The 17,323-nt window shown below is 63.2% G+C and carries 16 protein-coding genes; 10 read left to right on the top strand and 6 right to left on the bottom strand.

Annotated elements, in window-relative coordinates; genetic code table 11:
* The 5 genes from VFW93_RS04765 to VFW93_RS04745 form a co-directional block, all read left to right on the top strand.
* Positions 1–1,696 (top strand): type I secretion system permease/ATPase (locus VFW93_RS04765; RefSeq protein WP_329692840.1); only part of this gene is annotated, 1,696 nt, incomplete at its 5' end.
* On the top strand, positions 1,693–3,252 hold the full coding sequence (locus VFW93_RS04760) for an HlyD family type I secretion periplasmic adaptor subunit (RefSeq protein ID WP_329692839.1): 1,560 nt from the start codon (positions 1,693–1,695) through the stop codon (positions 3,250–3,252). The genes VFW93_RS04765 and VFW93_RS04760, both read left to right, overlap by 4 nt.
* 42 nt (positions 3,253–3,294) lie before the next feature.
* Positions 3,295–5,355 carry a glycoside hydrolase family 5 protein gene (locus VFW93_RS04755; RefSeq protein WP_329692838.1) on the top strand — a complete coding sequence of 687 codons (2,061 nt, stop codon included), beginning with the start codon at positions 3,295–3,297 and terminating at the stop codon, positions 5,353–5,355.
* A gap of 30 nt (positions 5,356–5,385) precedes the next feature.
* Positions 5,386–6,075, top strand: a complete 690-nt coding sequence (locus tag VFW93_RS04750) for a hypothetical protein (RefSeq protein ID WP_329692837.1) — start codon at positions 5,386–5,388, stop codon at positions 6,073–6,075.
* Positions 6,076–6,092: 17 nt separating this feature from the next.
* Entirely contained in the window at positions 6,093–7,307 is a 1,215-nt protein-coding gene (locus tag VFW93_RS04745) for a glycosyltransferase family 4 protein (protein ID WP_329692836.1), read from the top strand.
* Between the two features lie 86 nt (positions 7,308–7,393).
* Here the strand turns inward: VFW93_RS04745 and VFW93_RS04740 are convergent, their stop codons facing one another.
* The 5 genes from VFW93_RS04740 to VFW93_RS04720 form a co-directional block, all read right to left on the bottom strand.
* Positions 7,394–8,188, bottom strand: coding sequence for a hypothetical protein (locus VFW93_RS04740; protein WP_329692835.1), 795 nt, complete (start codon positions 8,186–8,188; stop codon positions 7,394–7,396).
* Between the two features lie 133 nt (positions 8,189–8,321).
* On the bottom strand, positions 8,322–9,779 hold the full coding sequence (locus VFW93_RS04735) for an NAD(P)(+) transhydrogenase (Re/Si-specific) subunit beta (RefSeq protein ID WP_329692834.1): 1,458 nt from the start codon (positions 9,777–9,779) through the stop codon (positions 8,322–8,324).
* Positions 9,780–10,097 (bottom strand): NAD(P) transhydrogenase subunit alpha, encoded by a 318-nt coding sequence (locus VFW93_RS04730; RefSeq protein WP_133610116.1) that lies wholly within the window; start codon positions 10,095–10,097, stop codon positions 9,780–9,782.
* A gap of 33 nt (positions 10,098–10,130) precedes the next feature.
* Positions 10,131–10,496 (bottom strand): aspartate 1-decarboxylase, encoded by a 366-nt coding sequence (gene panD / locus VFW93_RS04725; protein ID WP_329692833.1) that lies wholly within the window; start codon positions 10,494–10,496, stop codon positions 10,131–10,133.
* 22 nt (positions 10,497–10,518) lie between these two features.
* Positions 10,519–11,634 (bottom strand): Re/Si-specific NAD(P)(+) transhydrogenase subunit alpha, encoded by a 1,116-nt coding sequence (locus tag VFW93_RS04720; protein ID WP_329692832.1) that lies wholly within the window; start codon positions 11,632–11,634, stop codon positions 10,519–10,521.
* Between the two features lie 321 nt (positions 11,635–11,955).
* Between VFW93_RS04720 and VFW93_RS04715 the strand changes: the two genes are divergently transcribed.
* Genes VFW93_RS04715 through VFW93_RS04705 form a run of 3 tightly spaced genes read left to right on the top strand, consistent with a single transcriptional unit; the run spans position 11,956 to position 14,168 of the window.
* A complete protein-coding gene (locus tag VFW93_RS04715) occupies positions 11,956–12,513 on the top strand; it encodes an NUDIX hydrolase (protein WP_329692831.1) in 558 nt (185 codons plus the stop codon).
* Between the two features lie 24 nt (positions 12,514–12,537).
* Positions 12,538–13,671, top strand: a complete 1,134-nt coding sequence (gene mnmA / locus VFW93_RS04710; protein ID WP_329692830.1) for a tRNA 2-thiouridine(34) synthase MnmA — start codon at positions 12,538–12,540, stop codon at positions 13,669–13,671.
* Positions 13,668–14,168, top strand: a complete 501-nt coding sequence (locus VFW93_RS04705) for a PIN domain-containing protein (protein ID WP_329692829.1) — start codon at positions 13,668–13,670, stop codon at positions 14,166–14,168. The genes mnmA and VFW93_RS04705 overlap by 4 nt, the downstream gene beginning before the upstream one ends.
* On the opposite strand, the gene VFW93_RS04700 is transcribed toward VFW93_RS04705, so the two are convergent.
* Positions 14,117–15,568: a tetratricopeptide repeat protein gene (locus VFW93_RS04700; RefSeq protein WP_329692828.1), complete on the bottom strand. Its 1,452-nt coding sequence runs from the start codon at positions 15,566–15,568 to the stop codon at positions 14,117–14,119. The two genes, VFW93_RS04705 and VFW93_RS04700, sit on opposite strands and share 52 nt — an antisense overlap.
* A 102-nt stretch (positions 15,569–15,670) precedes the next feature.
* Here VFW93_RS04700 and VFW93_RS04695 point away from each other — a divergent pair, with 102 nt between their 5' ends.
* Entirely contained in the window at positions 15,671–16,270 is a 600-nt protein-coding gene (locus VFW93_RS04695; RefSeq protein WP_329692827.1) for a DUF1439 domain-containing protein, read from the top strand.
* A 132-nt stretch (positions 16,271–16,402) separates the two neighbouring features.
* On the top strand, positions 16,403–17,323 hold a 921-nt coding region (locus tag VFW93_RS04690), incomplete at its 3' end, for a PaaI family thioesterase (RefSeq protein WP_329692826.1).

Here is a 17,323-nt window from a genome sequence, read left to right as displayed (position 1 = left end):
GCTGATGGTGTCGCTGTTCCTGCAGCTCTTTGCGCTCGTCAGCCCGCTGTTCTTCCAGGTCGTGATGGACAAGGTGCTGGTGCACCGCGGCCTGACCACACTCGATGTGCTGGTCATGGGCCTGGTCGTCGTGGTCGTGTTCGAAAGCCTGCTCACCGGCTTGCGCGCCTATGTGTTCAGCCACACCACCAGCCGCATGGATGTGGAGCTTGGTGCACGCCTGTTTCGCCACCTGCTGCAACTGCCGCTGGCCTACTTCCAGGCCCGCCGCGTGGGTGATTCCGTGGCCCGCGTGCGCGAGCTGGAAAACATCCGAAACTTCCTCACCGGCCAGGCGCTCACCCTCGTGCTCGATGTGGTGTTCTCCGTGCTCTTCATCGGCGTGATGATGCTCTACAGCGTGCCGCTCACGCTCATCGTGCTGATCAGCCTGCCACTGTATGCCGCGCTGATCCTGGGTGTGGTTCCGGTGCTGCGCGGGCGCTTGAACGAGAAGTTCGCCCGTGGCGCCGAGAACCAGGCCATGCTGGTGGAGACCATCACCGGCATCCAGACCGTCAAGGCCAATGCGCTGGAGCCTGCCATGGCCCGCCGTTGGGACAACCAGCTCGCAGGCTATGTGTCGGCCAGCTTCAAGACGCAAAGCCTGGCCACCTGGGCCCACGAGGGCATCAACCTGATCGGCAAGCTGATCAACGCCGCCACCCTGTGGTTTGGCGCCAAGCTGGTGATGGACCATGACATGTCGGTGGGCCAGTTCGTGGCCTTCAACATGTTCGCCGGCCGCGTGGCCCAACCCATCATGCGCATGGCGCAGATGTGGACGGACTTCCAGCAAACCGGCATCTCCATGCAGCGCCTGGGTGACATCCTCAACACCCGCACCGAGGTCCCCCCCAGCACGGCCGCGCAACTGCCGCCTGTGAAAGGCCGCATCACGCTGGACAAGGTCACCTTCCGCTACCGTCCTGAAGCCGCACCGGTGCTGCATGACGTGGGCATCGACATCCGCCCCGGTGAGGTCATCGGCATCGTGGGCCGCTCGGGCTCCGGCAAGAGCACGCTGACCAAGCTGGTGCAGCGCCTGTATGTGCCCGAGCAAGGCCGCGTGCTGATCGATGGCATCGACATCAGCCTGGTGGACGCCGCCCAGTTGCGCCGCCAGATCGGCGTCGTGCTGCAGGACAACTTCCTGTTCAACCGCAGCGTGCGCGAGAACATCGCCATTGCCGACCCGGCCGCGCCACTGGAAGCCGTGATCCAGGCCGCCCGCATGGCCGGCGCCCACGACTTCATCAGCGAACTGCCCGAGGGCTACGACACCATCGTGGGCGAGCAAGGCTCATCGCTCAGTGGCGGCCAGCGCCAGCGCGTGGCCATTGCCCGCGCCCTGTTCACCAACCCGCGCGTGCTGATCTTTGACGAGGCCACATCGGCGCTGGATTACGAATCCGAAGCCATCATCCAGCGCAACATGGCCCACATCTGCAAGGGCCGCACGGTGATCATCATCGCGCACCGCCTGAGCGCCGTGCGCCACGCCAACCGCATCATCGCCATGGAGCGCGGCCGCATTGTTGAAGCCGGCCCGCACGATGAACTGGTGCAACGCCCCAAGGGCCTGTATGCCTACCTGTGGCGCATGCAACAGGGCAACAACCCACTGGATGGCACCTCGCTGGAGGGTCAGCCATGAACACCACCACCGTGAACAACGCCAACACCGTTGAAGACGCCATGGAAGCCGGGCAAGCCGCTGTTCAACAAGCCGCACGCCATCCCCTGCGCGATCTGCTCAGCCACTACAAGGCCGTGATCGGCGCAGCCTGGGCACTCCGCCATGAACTGGCCGGCCCTGCGCGTCTGGCCGATGAAGCCGCCTTCCTGCCCGCCGCATTGAGCCTGCAGGCCACTCCGCCGCACCCGGCGCCACGCCGTGCCATCTGGGCCATCGTGGGCCTGTTCACCCTGGCCATCCTGTGGGCCTGCTTCGGGCAGGTGGACATCGTGGCCGTGGCCCCGGGCCGCATCGTGGTCAGCGAAGGCTCCAAGCTCATCCAGCCGCTTGAAGCCAGCGTGGTCAAGACCATCAAGGTACAGGACGGCGACAAGGTCAAGGCCGGCCAGGTGCTCATCGAGCTGGACCCCACCTCGGCCAAGGCTGACAACAGCCGCGTGACGCAAGAACGCGCCAGCGCCTTGTCGGAGGCCTGGCGCACCCAGGCCCTGCTGGACGCACTGGACAAAAAGAGCAAGGTCAAGACACCGACGCTGCCTGCCGAGGCCAGCGCGGCCGACAGCGGTCTGAGTGGCAAGGAGCTGGCCATGGCCCGCAACCAGCTGGACGCCGAATGGCAGGACATCAAGGCCCAGCAGGCCAAGCTGCAAGCCGAGATCGACACCAAGAAGGCCGAGCTGGAAACCGTCCGTGAACAGGTCGCGAAGCTCAAGGCCACCCTGCCTCTGGTGCAAAAGCGCGAAGAGGACTTCGGCACCCTGGCAACCCAAGGCTTCGTGAGCCAGCACGCCGGGCAGGACCGCACCCGTGCGCGCATCGAGATGGAGCAGGATCTGGCCACCTACCGCGCCCGCCGCGAAGAGACCAAGGCCGAGATCGCGCAAGCCGAACAGGCCCTCACCGCCTGGAAGGCCGACACGCTGAAGACCTTGAACGAGCGCCACGCCAAGGCCGATCTGCAGGCCCGCCAGGCGCAAGCCGAGGGCGCCAAGGCCAGCCAACGCGAACGCCTGACCACGCTGACCGCGCCGGTCGATGGCACCGTGCAACAGCTGGCCATCCACACCACGGGTGGCGTGGTCACGCCTGCGCAGGTGCTGCTGGTGGTGGTGCCCGAGCAAGCACAGGTCACCGCCGACGTCACCCTGGAAAACAAGGACGTGGGCTTTGTGAACCTGGGGCAAACGGCCGAGATCAAGCTGGAGACCTTCCCCTACACGCGCTACGGCACCGTGCCGGCCAAGGTCACCACCATCACGGCCGATGCGGTGATGCAGGAGCCCGGCCGCTCGCAGCCTGACAAGGATGGCAAGACCGTGCCAGCGCCTGGTGGCGCCGTGTTCCCGGCCACGCTCACGCTGACCCAGAACACCATTGATGTGGATGGCAAACCCATCCGCCTGGCGCCAGGCATGAACGTCACCGCCGAGATCAAGACCGGCAAGCGCCGTGTGATCGAGTACCTGCTCAGCCCCGTGCAGAGCTATGCCAAGGAAAGCCTGCGCGAGCGGTGATCCTTCATTGATCAATTAAAAATCACTCAGGGTCTTTCTGTCATGCCTGCACTTCCCATCTCCAGGGCCAACGCGTGGGCCTATTGGTCCAAAGGTCTGATTGCCGCCACCGGTGTGTATCTGGAGGCCGACGCACCAGATTTCCCAGGCTCCGGCCTGCTGGCCAACGTGGCCCTCAAGCGTAACCACAATGCCATTCGCCTCTGGCTCAACGGCGCGAAGCCATACAACATCAGCCAGCAGGACATCATCAACATCGCCTTGTCGCCCAGGGGCTGGGATGACACGGCCCTGATCACGACGGACGGCCAAGTCCCACTGTCCGTCGTCACGGCACAGTTCACCCATATCCTGAACACCGCCAGCAGCCTGGGCCTGGGTGTGTTGCCGGTCGTGGACTTCCATCAAGCCCCCGATGGCAAGTTGTGGAGCAACGAGTTGCTGCCCGATCAGGCGTCACTCAAATACAGGGATGCCTTGGCGGCCTTCTGGGTCAAGACGCTGCGAAAGTGGCGCAACCACCCCGCGCTGATTGGTTTCGACATCCTCAATGAACCCAATCCTGCATCCAATGACGGGCAATACACCTTTGCCAGCTTCAGAGATGGCACAGCGACCAATCCGAAGGAAACACGCTGGCCCGCCATTGCGCAGCAGATCATCACAGCCATCCGAACGGAAGAAGGCTCCACTGCAGCCCCCCTTCCCTTGATCGTTCAGGGCATCTACGCTGGCTCCGTGGAAGGCTTGGGGGTGTTCGATGCACCACCACCTAACGGCGGTACGGGCGCCTTTCTGATGGATCCGCAGAACCGACTGGTCTACTCCTTTCACACCTATGACCCTGCTTGCTTCTGCGGTCAGGGCGTCCAGAGTGAGTTCTACGAGCACATTGGGACCACCTACCCACTCAATGGCGCCGTGTTCATTGGCGGCTGGCGTGGTGGTACGCCCTATCATGATCTGGTCAACTTCCGACACGCAGATGATCTGTCCAAGTACCTGAAAACGGCGGCCATATTCAAAACCACTTACAAGGTGCCCGTTTTCGTGGGTGAGTTTTCTGCGGCTCAACCGGCCATCAATCAGGCCTGGCCGCCGATGAATCGCACGGGTGATTCAAACTCGACCTATCCCAATGAGGTGAACAAGGTTTCGAACATCCCCTTGACCAATCAGGAGATGCAGACCAAGTATCAGAGTTTCCGTGTGTCAAACGTGCAAAACAATGTGGCATGGGAGGCGCCCTTGCTGGCTCGCCTTGCTGCAGTCAGGAACCAGGACGACTTCAACAAGCTGGCCAACTCCTACGCGGCCAGCTCCGGCAATCCGACGTCTGCCATCTACAAGTCTGCATTCAAGGGCACCAACCGACGCTGGATCACCGAACTTCGTGTTGACACCACCGGCATCCCAGGCAGCAATCAGGTGACTGTGACGGCTGTCTTCGGTCACATAGATAGCCGCGGCTTCCGGATTGACACGAGCCCTTTGTCCCCTAGCGATTTGAAGGCGACCGCCAACTGGGACGTGTACCTCTATCCGAACGACAACTTCTTCCTGGAGCCCCTGGCCCGCATCGTCGGAAGTTTCTCTGGGCTGGACGTTGTCACCACGTCACCTCATGCAGTGACGTCCATCGAGATGACTGGTGCAGCCTATCACATGGCAACTTCGCAAAAGGTCAGGATCACCTGCTGGAAGAACACCATCCAGTTCACCCTGCCGGTGGCGTCCATCCCCAATGGCCTGCTGACTCAAGCCGTGAAGGACAACATCCGGAACGGCGTGGTCGCTCGCATTGACACGGTGAGCGGCCCTTCCATCAACGTTCCCACCAATGAATTGGGCGCTACGACCGCACTCCAGATGCCCGTGGCCTTGCTGTGGCTGGACTCCCCCTACACAGGCGAGCAAATCGACCAGGCTCGCCTGGCATATATGCGAGACGCGCTGCACGTCTTCCAGGCCAACGGCTACTCCTGGTCATATCACGCCGACGCCGTTGACTCGACAATCGCCGCCGCGTTCTTCAGGCCATCGCAGCAAATGGGCGAGCTCATGAGCACAGCCGCAGCCGGTCGCCGCCTGGCACCTCGCTGATCAATCAATACCCAAAATACAGAGGGCATCATGGATCAATCACGTCGGCAAATTCTGCTCGGAGCGTCCACCCTTCCTTTGAGCGCGGTGTTGACCGGTTGCGGCGGTGGTGGCGATACATCGACCACCGAAGGCACGACCACGCTTGACGGCTCGGCACGCGCGCAAGCCATGGCCATAGCCAGCACCACATCGGCGCCCACCATCGCCATCAACAGCGTGGCGGCTGCCCCGCTGGATTCCGTCTTTACCGCGGCAAGCAGGTTGAAGTATTTCCAACCCGATCCCTCACGTGTTCAGGTGGTCAAGAACGGCACCGGCTACTGGGTCAACCTCAGTGAAGAGGTCGTGGTGGGCAGCTCCATCTACAGCCGCAGCATCTCGCTGTCGCTGCAAACGGCACTGAGCGGTGGCATCTACTCGCTCTCGGCACCCACCACCAACCGCGGCACCTTGTACGTCAACGTGCTGAACACGGGTAGCGCGGCATCATCGCACTACGAATACGTCCTTCTGGCCAACACCGTGACGCTTTCGATCATCAACAAGACCGCGCGGCTGATCTTCACGAACCTGCGCGGTGTACCCACCACAACCCAGACAATTGGCAAGAGCGTGGTCAACCTGGAAGCCGGCTCCAACCTGGCGGCCAATGGCCTCTCACTGAGCAGCAGCACGGTCTCCGTGGCCTTCATTGACCAGGCGGTCACCACCGTTTGAGCACGGGCTCCACCGCAATGGACATCCAGCAACGCATCCTCATCGTTCACCAGAACTTCCCAGGCCAGTTCCGCCGCATCGGCCACGTGTGGGCCCAGCAGCCAGGCTGGGAAGTGATCGGCATGGGCCGCCGCACGGCACCCGGCATGGACACGGTGCGCTGGATCCCCTACGACACCTCGCGCAAGCCAGGCAAGGAAACCCATCCTTATGTGCGCCAGATGGAAGACGCCGTGCTGCACGGCCAGGCCACGGCGCGGGTGATGCTCAAGCTCAAGCAACAAGGCTACCGGCCTGACGCCATCCTGGCCCACCCAGGCTGGGGCGAGACGCTGTATGTGCGCGACATCTTCCCCGATGCGCGCCTGATCCACTTCTGTGAGTGGTTCTACGGTACGCCCGGCAGCGACACAGGCTTCGACCCCGAGTTCCCCACGTCGTTCGATACCCTGGCCAAGCTGCGCACCTGGAATGCCCTGCACACGCTCAATCTGGAGCACTGTGATGTGGGTGTGAGCCCCACGCAATGGCAACGCTCACGCCACCCCGGCATCTACCTGCCCAAGATCGAACTGGCGCACGAAGGCATTGACACAGACTTGCTGCAGCCCGACGCCAGCGCGCAGTTCAAGCTGCCCAACGGCCATGTCGTCAAGGCGGGTGACCCGGTCATCACCTATGTGGCGCGCAACCTGGAGCCCTATCGCGGCTTCCACAACTTCATGCGTGCACTGGAAAAGGTGCAACGCGCCCATCCACGCTGCCACGCCATCATCGTGGGCGGTGACGACGTGAGCTACGGTGCCAAGCCCGCTGATGCGCCCAACTGGCGCGAGAAGATGCTGCGCGAGGTCAAGCTCGATGCCGCCCGCACCCACTTCATGGGCAAGCTGCCGTATGACCAGTACCGCAAGGTGCTGCAGGTATCAAGCGCGCACATCTACCTCACCTACCCCTTCGTGCTGTCGTGGTCCATGCTGGAAGCCATGGCCTCGGGCTGCCTGGTGATCGGCTCACGCACCGGGCCGGTACAGGAAGTCATCAACGACGGTGAAAACGGTCTGCTGGTGGACTTCTTTGATACCGGCGCCATGGCGGACCGGATCGTGGAAGCGATCGACAACCAGGCGGCGATGCGCCCCCTGCGGGCTACCGCCCAACGGTGTGTGAAGGAGCGATACAGCCTGGCGGATGGGGAGCGGGCTTTCAGGCGATTACTGGCAGCCGGGTGACGTGCGCAAGCGTGCAGTTTCCAGACTCTGCCACGATAGGGCGGTGGGCTGCACGCCCTCTGCGAGCACGCACCACCCTCCAGGCCTCAGCCCAGGCGAGCCCGTCTCTGCGCGCCAGACAGCGCCAAGCCTCCCATACCCAAAGCCATGAGCAACACGGTGCCGGCTTCTGGTACAGCCGACAGATTGACGTTGACCTGATACGCAGCAGGGCTGGTGAGGCTGGTCACGGTGCCCAAAACCGGACTTGTCGAGTAAAGCCCCGTAAAACTGCTGATGGATTGCCCGAAATAGGCCTCCACCCCCGAGATCAGTTCATTGGTGTCACAACCATTCCCGTTGTAAGGCAGGTTGATGCCGCACGCAGCAAAGTAATTGCCTTGACCAGACCGATCGATTACTTTGGCACCGTCTATCCCCAAGGCCTGACTGGGGCCATATCCATTGATCACCACCGAGGTCAGCGACGATACGCCAGCTCCAGTCAGAATCCAGTTTGTCTGTTCATACGAAGACAAGACCAGGGACACATGGCCCGACGCAGTGCCCTCCACGTTGACGACTGTCGTGCCAGGGATGTAGGTGCCGGTGTCATTCGAGTAGCTGGCCGAACTGCCACCGTCATACAAGCCGATGACATGGATCTGGGGCACCAGCTCCTTGTCAGCCACGTACTGGCTTGTCTGGGTGAACGTGTCGTTCCCGATGGTGACGACAGTCGCCACGGCCTGAAACGATGCCGACAATGCCAGGCCGGAGAGCAGCGCAGCGCGGCGCCAGATGATTGATTGCATGACAACCCCTGATATGTGAATGGTAAGAAAGATGATCATGAACAGACCATCGCGCATCAGTATCCATGCCGACCAGCGCGCACGCAATAGTCGTCTGCACGGAGGTGACATGCGTGCGCCGCCAGACCCATCGATGTATCGCCAGCCATGAAAAAACCGGGCACACGGCCCGGTTTGTCAGGGTGTCAGCATCGCGCCGACACCAGGTACAGCGCAGAGATCACTCCACGGCCTTGACCATTTCTTCCACGACCTTCTTGGCGTCGCCGAAGACCATCATGGTCTTGTCCATGTAGAACAGTTCGTTGTCCAGGCCGGCATAACCGGAAGCCATGGAGCGCTTGTTCACGATCACGGTCTTGGCCTTGTAGGCTTCCAGAATCGGCATGCCGTAGATCGGGCTGCCCTTCACGTGCGCAGCGGGGTTCACCACGTCGTTGGCGCCCAGGATGATGGCGACGTCAGCCTGGCCGAATTCGCCGTTGATGTCTTCCATCTCGAACACCTGGTCGGAGGGCACTTCGGCTTCCGCCAGCAGCACGTTCATGTGACCAGGCATGCGGCCCGCCACAGGGTGAATCGCGTACTTGACGGTGATGCCCTTCTCGGTGAGCTTGGCAGCCAGTTCCTTGACGGCGTGCTGGGCACGGGCCACAGCCAGACCGTAACCGGGCACGATCACCACGGTTTCGGCGTTGCTCAGCACGAAGGCGGCATCGTCAGCGGAACCGCTCTTCACAGGGCGCTGCTGTTGTGCGCCACCGGCAGCGGCCGTGGCCTCACCACCGAAGCCGCCCAGGATCACGCTGAAGAACGAGCGGTTCATGGCCTTGCACATGATGTAGCTCAGGATCGCACCCGACGAGCCCACCAGCGAACCGGCGATGATCAGCATGGAGTTGTTCAGCGAGAAGCCGATACCGGCCGCCGCCCAGCCCGAGTAGCTGTTGAGCATCGACACCACGACGGGCATGTCAGCGCCGCCGATGGGGATGATGATCAACACGCCCAGCACGAAGCTCAGGGCCACCAGGGCAAAGAACACGTCCAGACGCTGCACGTCGGTCGCCATGAAGGTGGCGATCAGCGCTACGGCGGTCAGGCCCAGCACCAGGTTCAGCATGTGCTGACCTGCGAAGTTCACTGGTGCGCCCTGGAACAGGCGGAACTTGTACTTGCCCGACAGCTTGCCGAAGGCGATCACCGAACCGGAGAAGGTGATGGCACCGACAGCGGCACCCAGCGACAGCTCCAGGCGGTTACCCACCGGGATCACGGCCAGAGCGTCACCAATGGGCTTGGCCACGATCTGGAAGGCGTAGGGCTCGGCCACCACGGCGATGGCGATGAACACGGCAGCCAGACCGATCATGCTGTGCATGAAGGCGACCAGCTCGGGCATCTTCGTCATCTCGACGCGCTTGGCCATGATGGAGCCGGCAGCGCCGCCCACCACCAGGGCACCCAGCACATAGGCGATGCCTTGGCCGAAGTCCACGTTCAGAGCTTGCGCCTGGCCGTGGATCAGACCGACCGTGGTCAGCACGGCGATCGTCATGCCGACCATGCCGAACAGGTTGCCGCGGATGGACGTGGTCGGGTGGCTCAAACCCTTGAGCGCCTGGATGAAACACACCGAGGCGAACAGGTAGAGCAAAGCGATGAGGTTCATGCTCATTTACTTGGCTCCTGCTTTCTTGTCTTTCTTCTTGAACATTTCGAGCATGCGCCTCGTGACGAGGAAGCCGCCGAACACGTTCACGGCCGCCAGTGCCACGGCGAGCACGCCCATGGTCTTGCCCAAAGGCGTGACGGTCAGCGCGGCAGCCAGCATGGCGCCAACGATCACGATGGCAGAGACCGCATTGGTCACGGCCATCAAGGGGGTGTGCAGAGCAGGCGTCACCGTCCAGACGACGTGATAGCCCACATAAATGGCCAACACGAAGATGCTCAGGTTGATGACGACGTGGCTGACGGGCTCTAAAGCTTCCATCGTGGTCTCCAGATATTGAAAGAAATCAGTCGGTCAGTCGAACTTGCGGATCTCTTTGATCGCATTGCCTTCGTCGAGCAGCACCACCTTGGGCTTGTAGCTGCTGACTTCGGCGTCCGTCATGGGCGCGTAGGTGCAGATGATCAACAGGTCGCCGACGTGGGCCTTGCGAGCCGCAGCGCCATTGAGCGAGATCACGCCGGAACCACGGGGCGCCTTGATGACGTAGGTCGAGAAGCGCTCGCCGTTGTTGATGTTGTAGAGCTCGATGTACTCGAACTCTTTCATGTCGGCTGCATCGAGCAGGTCTTCATCGATGCCGCATGAACCTTCGTAGTTCAGGTCGGCTTCGGTGACGGTGGCACGGTGCAGCTTGGCACGCAGCATGACGCGTTGCATGGCTTTTCTCCTAGGGACTCGTTCAGGCGCGCAGCAACTGGCCGTCGCGACACATCAGGCAAGCCTTGACGATGTCATCTTCCAGATCGACGTTGAACTGGCCTTCCTTGTTGAAGACGAGCTTCAGGAAGTCGATCACGTTGCGGGCGTACAGGGCGGACGCATCAGCGGCCACCAGCGCAGGCAGATTGGTTTCACCCACCAGCGTCACGCCATGCTTGACCACGGTCTTGTTGGCTTCGGTCAGGGGGCAATTGCCACCTTGCGCCGCAGCCAGGTCGACGATGACGGAGCCGGGCTTCATGGCCTTGACCATGTCCTCGGTGACCAGCACAGGTGCGGCACGTCCGGGGATCAGGGCGGTGGTGATGACGATGTCGGCCGCAGCCACGCGCTTGGCGACTTCGGCCTTCTGGCGGTCCAGCCAGGACTGCGGCATCGGGCGGGCGTAACCGCCCACGCCTTCAGCGGCTTCCTTCTCTTCGGCGGTCTCGTAGGGCACGTCGATGAACTTGGCACCCAGCGACTCGACCTGCTCCTTCACGGAGGGTCGCACGTCGGAGGCTTCGATCACGGCACCCAGGCGCTTGGCGGTGGCGATGGCCTGCAGACCGGCCACACCCACACCCAGGATCACGACGCGAGCGGCCTTGACGGTGCCGGCAGCGGTCATCAGCATGGGGAAGATGCGCTGGTACTTGTCAGCGGCGATCATCACGGCCTTGTAGCCAGCCAGGTTGGCCTGCGAGGACAGCACGTCCATGCTCTGGGCACGGGTGGTGCGCGGCGCGGCTTCCAGGGCGAAGGCGGTCAGCCTGGCGTCGGTCATGGCCTGCAAGCCGTCCTTGTCGAACGGATTGAGCATGCCGATGAGCACGGCGCCGGGCTTCATCTGGGCACGTTCATCAGCCTGAGGCGCACGCACCTTGAGCACCATGTCGGCACCCAGGGCGCTGGCTGCATCGGTGATCTCGGCGCCAGCGGCCACATAGGCCTCATCGGTCACGCTGGCGGCAATGCCTGCGCCGGCCTGCACACGCAAGGTGTGGCCTTGAGCCTTCAATTTCTTGACGGTCTCCGGGGTCACGGCCACGCGGGTTTCGCCCGCGAGGGTCTCCAAGGGAATGCCTATCAGCATCCGAGTCTCCTACACATGTGGATGATGCAGCCGCTGTGCCTGGTCAAAAGCATGCGGCTGGCGTGAACTTTGCCAAACTCACCAGCATACACAAAGTTCACGTCTTTCCTAGGGTTTCAGCTGACAGAGAGGACGTTTTGGCCTGTCCGGACACCCAAAACCCCCTTGATTTGATGTCGCACGTTGTCAAATTTGAGCTCTGAAACCGCGCGACAGAGGACCAGAAGCGACGAGATATGCACAGAACGCCCCTTCTTGGGGTATCCCACGAGGGCGTTAAGTCATACACAGGACAGGACATTAGGGGATAATGCCCGGCTCATGAAGACCGCCGATTTGCTTCTCGAGCCTGTGCCCCAGCATGAGCCTGTCCAGACACCCAAAGTGCGCTGGAAGCCCAATGTCACCGTCGCCGCGCTGATCGAGCGCGACGGTCGCTTTCTGCTGGTCGAGGAGGAAACCTCCGACGGTCTCCTGCTGAACAACCCGGCAGGCCATCTGGATCCGGGAGAATCGCCCATCCAGGGCGTGATCCGCGAAACCCTGGAAGAAACGGCCTGCACCTTCGGGCCGGAAGGCTTCCTGGGCATGTTCATGTCGCGCTTTCGGCGCACCCGCACGGGCGAAGACATCACCTACCTGCGCCTGGCCTTCTTTGGTTCCGTTGGCGAGGCCGACCCGGCCCTGGAGCTGGACGAAGGCATCGTGCGCGCCGTGTGGATGACGGCCGACGAGATCCGAGCCTGCCCTGAACGCCATCGCAGCCCCCTGGTGCTGGAGTGCCTGGAGGCCTACCTGGCCGGCGAGCGCTACCCGCTGTCCATCCTGACCGTGCACGAAAGCGTGTTCAAGGCGCCGGCCCACAACCGCGCTTCCTGATCTTTTCCCCGGGCTCTGATTCTCATGACACAACGCCAGCGCGTGGTCGTCGGCCTGAGCGGCGGCGTGGATTCTGCCGTCACCGCCTGGCTGCTCAAGCAACAGGGCCACGAGGTCATCGGCATCTTCATGAAGAACTGGGAAGATGACGACGACAGCGAGTACTGCTCGTCGCGCCAGGACTTTCTGGATGCCGCCTCGGTGGCCGACGTGATCGGCATCGAGATCGAGCACGTGAACTTCGCGGCCAATTACAAGGACCGCGTCTTCGCCGAGTTCCTGCGCGAGTACCAGGCCGGCCGCACGCCCAACCCCGACGTGCTGTGCAATGCCGAGATCAAGTTCAAGGCCTTCCTGGACCACGCCATGCGCCTGGGCGCCGAGAAGATCGCCACAGGGCACTACGCTCGCGTGCGTTCGGTGGCCGATGCGGCTTATGAAAACGGCCAGCGCTTCGAGTTGCTCAAAGGTCTGGACCCGCTGAAGGACCAGAGCTACTTCCTGCACCGCCTGAATCAGGCGCAGCTGAGCAAGACCATGTTCCCCGTGGGCGAGTTGCCCAAGACCGAGGTGCGCCGCATCGCCGCAGAGATCAAGCTGCCCAACGCGAAGAAGAAGGACTCGACCGGCATCTGCTTCATCGGCGAGCGCCCTTTCCGCGAGTTCCTCAACCGCTACCTGGCCAACGAGCCCGGCCCGATCAAGGACGACCGCGGACGCAAGCTGGGCGAGCACGTGGGCCTGAGCTTCTACACCCTGGGCCAGCGCAAGGGCATCGGCATTGGTGGCGTGAAAGAGAAAGGCGCGCCGCGTGGCGGCGGCGAGCATGACCCCTGGTTCGTGGCACGCAAGGACATGGCCACCAACACCCTGTACGTGGTGCAAGGCCATGACCACCCCTGGCTGCAACAACGCACCCTGGTGGCCGATGACCTGAGCTGGGTTGACGGCAAGGGCCCCGGCGTGGGCACGACTGGCGTGGGTGCCAAGACGCGCTACCGGCAGGCCGATGCGCCTTGTGTGGTGGAAGCCGCTGATGCGAAGTCCATCAGCCTGCGCTTCCCCGACGCACAGTGGGCCGTCACGCCCGGGCAATCGGCCGTGCTGTACCAGGGCGATGTGTGCCTGGGCGGCGGCGTGATCGCCAGCGCGGCATGACGGACGCGACCCCGGTGCCAGCAGAGGCGCCCGCATCGCCCATCCCCATCGTCATCCTCGACACCAATGCCTTGCTGGACTGGCGTGTCTTCAAGGACCCGGCCGCCCAGCCGATTGCGCAAGCCATCCTCGAAGGCCGCATGCGCTGGCTGGCCTGCCCCTCGATGGAGCAGGAGTGGCACCAGGTCTGGCCACGCAGCTACCTGAAGGCCTGGCAGCCTGACCCGATGCTCACGCTGACGGTGTTCCAGCACGCCGAGTTCGTGGACGAGCCGCCGCGCGGCCCGTTTCGCTGCAAGGACCCGGATGACCAGGTCTTCATCGACTTGGCCCTGCATGTGGGTGCCACCTGGTTGTTCAGCAAGGACGCAGCCCTGCTCAAGCTGGCACGGCGCGCGCGAACACGCGGGGTGAACGTGATGAGCTTGCAGACTTACGGGGCGAATCAGTTGGCTGCGGCAGCACCTGAGCCAGCCGCCAACGCGGCCAGCGCCTGAGCCACCTGCTCGATCACCGGCCCCCACTGGCCTGCCTGCAAGCCCTTTGCATCCTGCCGAAACAGGCGCATCACGCCGGGGTACCAGGGTGAATCCGTGCGGTCGTTCATCCAGCGCCAATCGGTCTTGTAGTCGCTGAGCAGCACCCACACGGGCTTGCCCAAGGCACCCGCCAGATGGACCATGGACGTGTCCACGCCGATGAGCAGGTCCAGGTTGGTAATGACCGCGGCCGTCTCGGCGAAATCGCCCAGCGGCTCGGCCAGGGCCTCCAGCGGCTGTGCCCGCGGTGGATGCAAGGCCTCCTCGCTGCCTGCGCCACTTTGCAGACTGAAGAAGCGCACACCCGGCACGCGCCACAAGGGCGCCAGGCTGGCCAACGAGGGCAAGGAGCGTTGCGCATCGTTTTCATGCGCGGGGTTGCCACGCCAGACCAGGCCGACGCGCAAGGCCTGCTGGGACGCCATGCCCTGCGCCGCACGGGCCGCCACGCGAGCTGGATCAGCCTGTAGATACGGCAAGCACGCCGGGATCGTGTCCAGCGTGGTGCCGCACAGATGCGGCAAGCTCATCAAGGGCACCCAGGTATCCCATACAGCGGGCGCGAAGGGCTCGTCGAACGCCAAGTAGGCATCCAGCTCAGGCATCTGGCTCAACAGGCGCTTCAAGGCCGGCTGACCCCAGATGCCGATGCGGCCCGCACCCAGCGCCTTGAGCACCGGCACATAGCGCGCCATGTGGATGAGGTCACCATGCGCCGCATCCGGCGCGATCAGGATGGCGCGGCCATTCAGCTCATCGCCCATCCAGCGCGCGATGCCGAGCTTGCCTTGCAACTCGGCGGGAAAGGGTCGGCTTTCATTGCAAAGCCAACCTTCACGCAAGTGCCCCTGGCGCATCAACAGATAACCCAGGTTGAAGCGGGCCTTGTCATAGTCCGGATCGAGCTGCAACGCATGGTTCAGGCAAGCGAGCGCGTCGTCCTCGCGGCGCATGCAGGTCAGCATGGCACCCAGGTTGGACCATACCGACGGATCCTGTGGCCGCAACTGGATGGCGCGCTGGTAACTGGCTTCGGCCCGTGCGAACTGAAGGCGCTGCGCCTGCAGGGTGGCCAGGTTCATGCACGCGGCGAACAAATCGGGCGCGTGCTGCAGGGCCTGCTGATAGCTGGATTCGGCCTCATCCCACTGTTGATCATCTTCCAGCAACATGCCCAGGTTGGACCAGGCCTCGGCCATGTCCGGCTGCAAGGCCAGTGCATGCCGAAAACTCGCCATGGCCAACTGCGTCTGGCCTACGCTTTGTTGCGCCACGCCCAAGGCAAAAGCAGCCTGCGCATCCGAGGCATGCAGCACCTGCTCGGGCTGTTCGGTGCGAGGGGTGGGCGAGGTGTTCATGCTGCGAGGCTGCGGCAGTTCGGAATGCACAAGGATAGCGGGGCCTGAGCGCATACTTTCACTTTCACGCCGGGTACCTGCGCCGATCTGACTTGCCATCCCATGCTTGAGCAACACGCCCCTCGCCACCTCACCTCACGTGCCACCTTGCGCCGCCGCGCCATGTTGCTGGCACCTCTGGCCGTCTCCGGCCTGCTGACCGCCTGTGCGACCCTGCTGGGCCCCCGCACGATCGAGATCTCGCGCGACGAACTGCTGACCAAACTGGGCAAGCAGTTCCCGACCACCAAACGGGTCATGAAGCTGCTGGACGTGACCGCCTCCCTGCCCTCGCTGGATCTGCAGGAAGACAAGAACCGGGTGACCGCCAGCGTGAACCTCGCTGCCAGGGAGCTGCTCATGGGGCAGGAGTACAAAGGCAAGGTCGCGCTGAGCTTTGGCCTGCGCTTCGAGCCCAAGGACCTGACGCTGCGCCTGACCGAGCCCAGGGTGGAGCAGGTGGCGGTGGAAGGTTTGCCCCCTGCCTACCAGAAGGCCCTGACCAATCTGGGCGCCAAGCTGGTGGAAGAGACACTCAATGACTACACCGTACACCAGCTCAAGCCCGAAGACCTGCGCGCAGCCGACCGCCTGGGCTATCAGGTCCAGGACATCACCGTGACGCGCACTGGCCTGGCCGTGCACCTCGTGCCTCGCCCCTGATTGAGGGGAATCTGACCGAATTCCCCAGACTTGCCAACCCAAGCTGCCGTATTGGTGACCTGATTCACGCGCAAGACAACTGCATTTGTGGACAATGCGGGACTCAGTAGTAACACCTAGTCCTGTCCCACCATGACCATCTTCACCGGCGAGAACCGCACCACCTGGGCCGACGCCTTCATCGCGGGCATTCCTTACGCCGTCGCTTCGGGCATGAAAGTGACCGAGCTGGGCAAGGGCACGGTGAGCCTGTATCAGCCTGCCCGCGACACATGGACGGGCGACTCCGAACTGCAGATGATCCACACCGGCTGCCTGAGCGTGCTGGCCGACACCGCCTGCGGCCTGGCCGTGGGCGCTGCGATGGACACGCCCGAGCCCATCGCCACGCTGGACCTGCGCATGGACTACCTGCGCCCCGCCATGGCCAACACCGAACTGGTGTGCAAGGCCGAGTGCTACCGTCTGTCGCGCAGCATCGGCTTTGTGCGCGGCCAGGTGTTCCAGATCGGGCAGGACGAGCCCGTGGCCACCGTGAACGCCACCTTCATGCGCGCCACGGCCAACACGCGCCGCAAGGACATGTCTGCACCCGGTGCCGATGCCAAGGCCACGTTGACGCCCACCCAGGCCGCCGCCAGCCTGAGCGCCCCGGCCAGCATCGAGCCCAGCCCCGTGTTCATCAGCCAACGCGCCGACGTGCCTGAGTCGCTCGCCCTGCCGCCAGGCCGCTCACCCTATGTGGACTTCCTCGACATCCACCAGCAAATGCAGATCGATGCCGGCCCGATCTTCCGCCTGCCCTTCAAGCGCGAGTTGATCGGCAACCCGGTGCTGCCGGCGCTGCACGGCGGCGTGCTGGCCGGCTTCGGCGAGACGGCCATGATCCTGCACCTGACCAACACCAACCCCGCCATCAAGGGTGTGCCGCGTGGCATCGACTTCGCGATCGCCTACATGCGCTCGGCCAAGCCGGTGGACACCTTCGTGCAAGGCACGACCGTGCGCCAGGGCAACCGCGTGGCGCTGGTGCAGGTCTCGATCTGGCAGGAC

The sequence above is a fragment of the Aquabacterium sp. genome, assembly GCF_036279675.1.
In the GTDB taxonomy this organism is placed as follows: Bacteria; Pseudomonadota; Gammaproteobacteria; order Burkholderiales; family Burkholderiaceae_C; genus Aquabacterium.
Note: the sequence above shows the minus strand (reverse complement) of the source record. Positions and strands in the feature narration are given on the sequence as shown.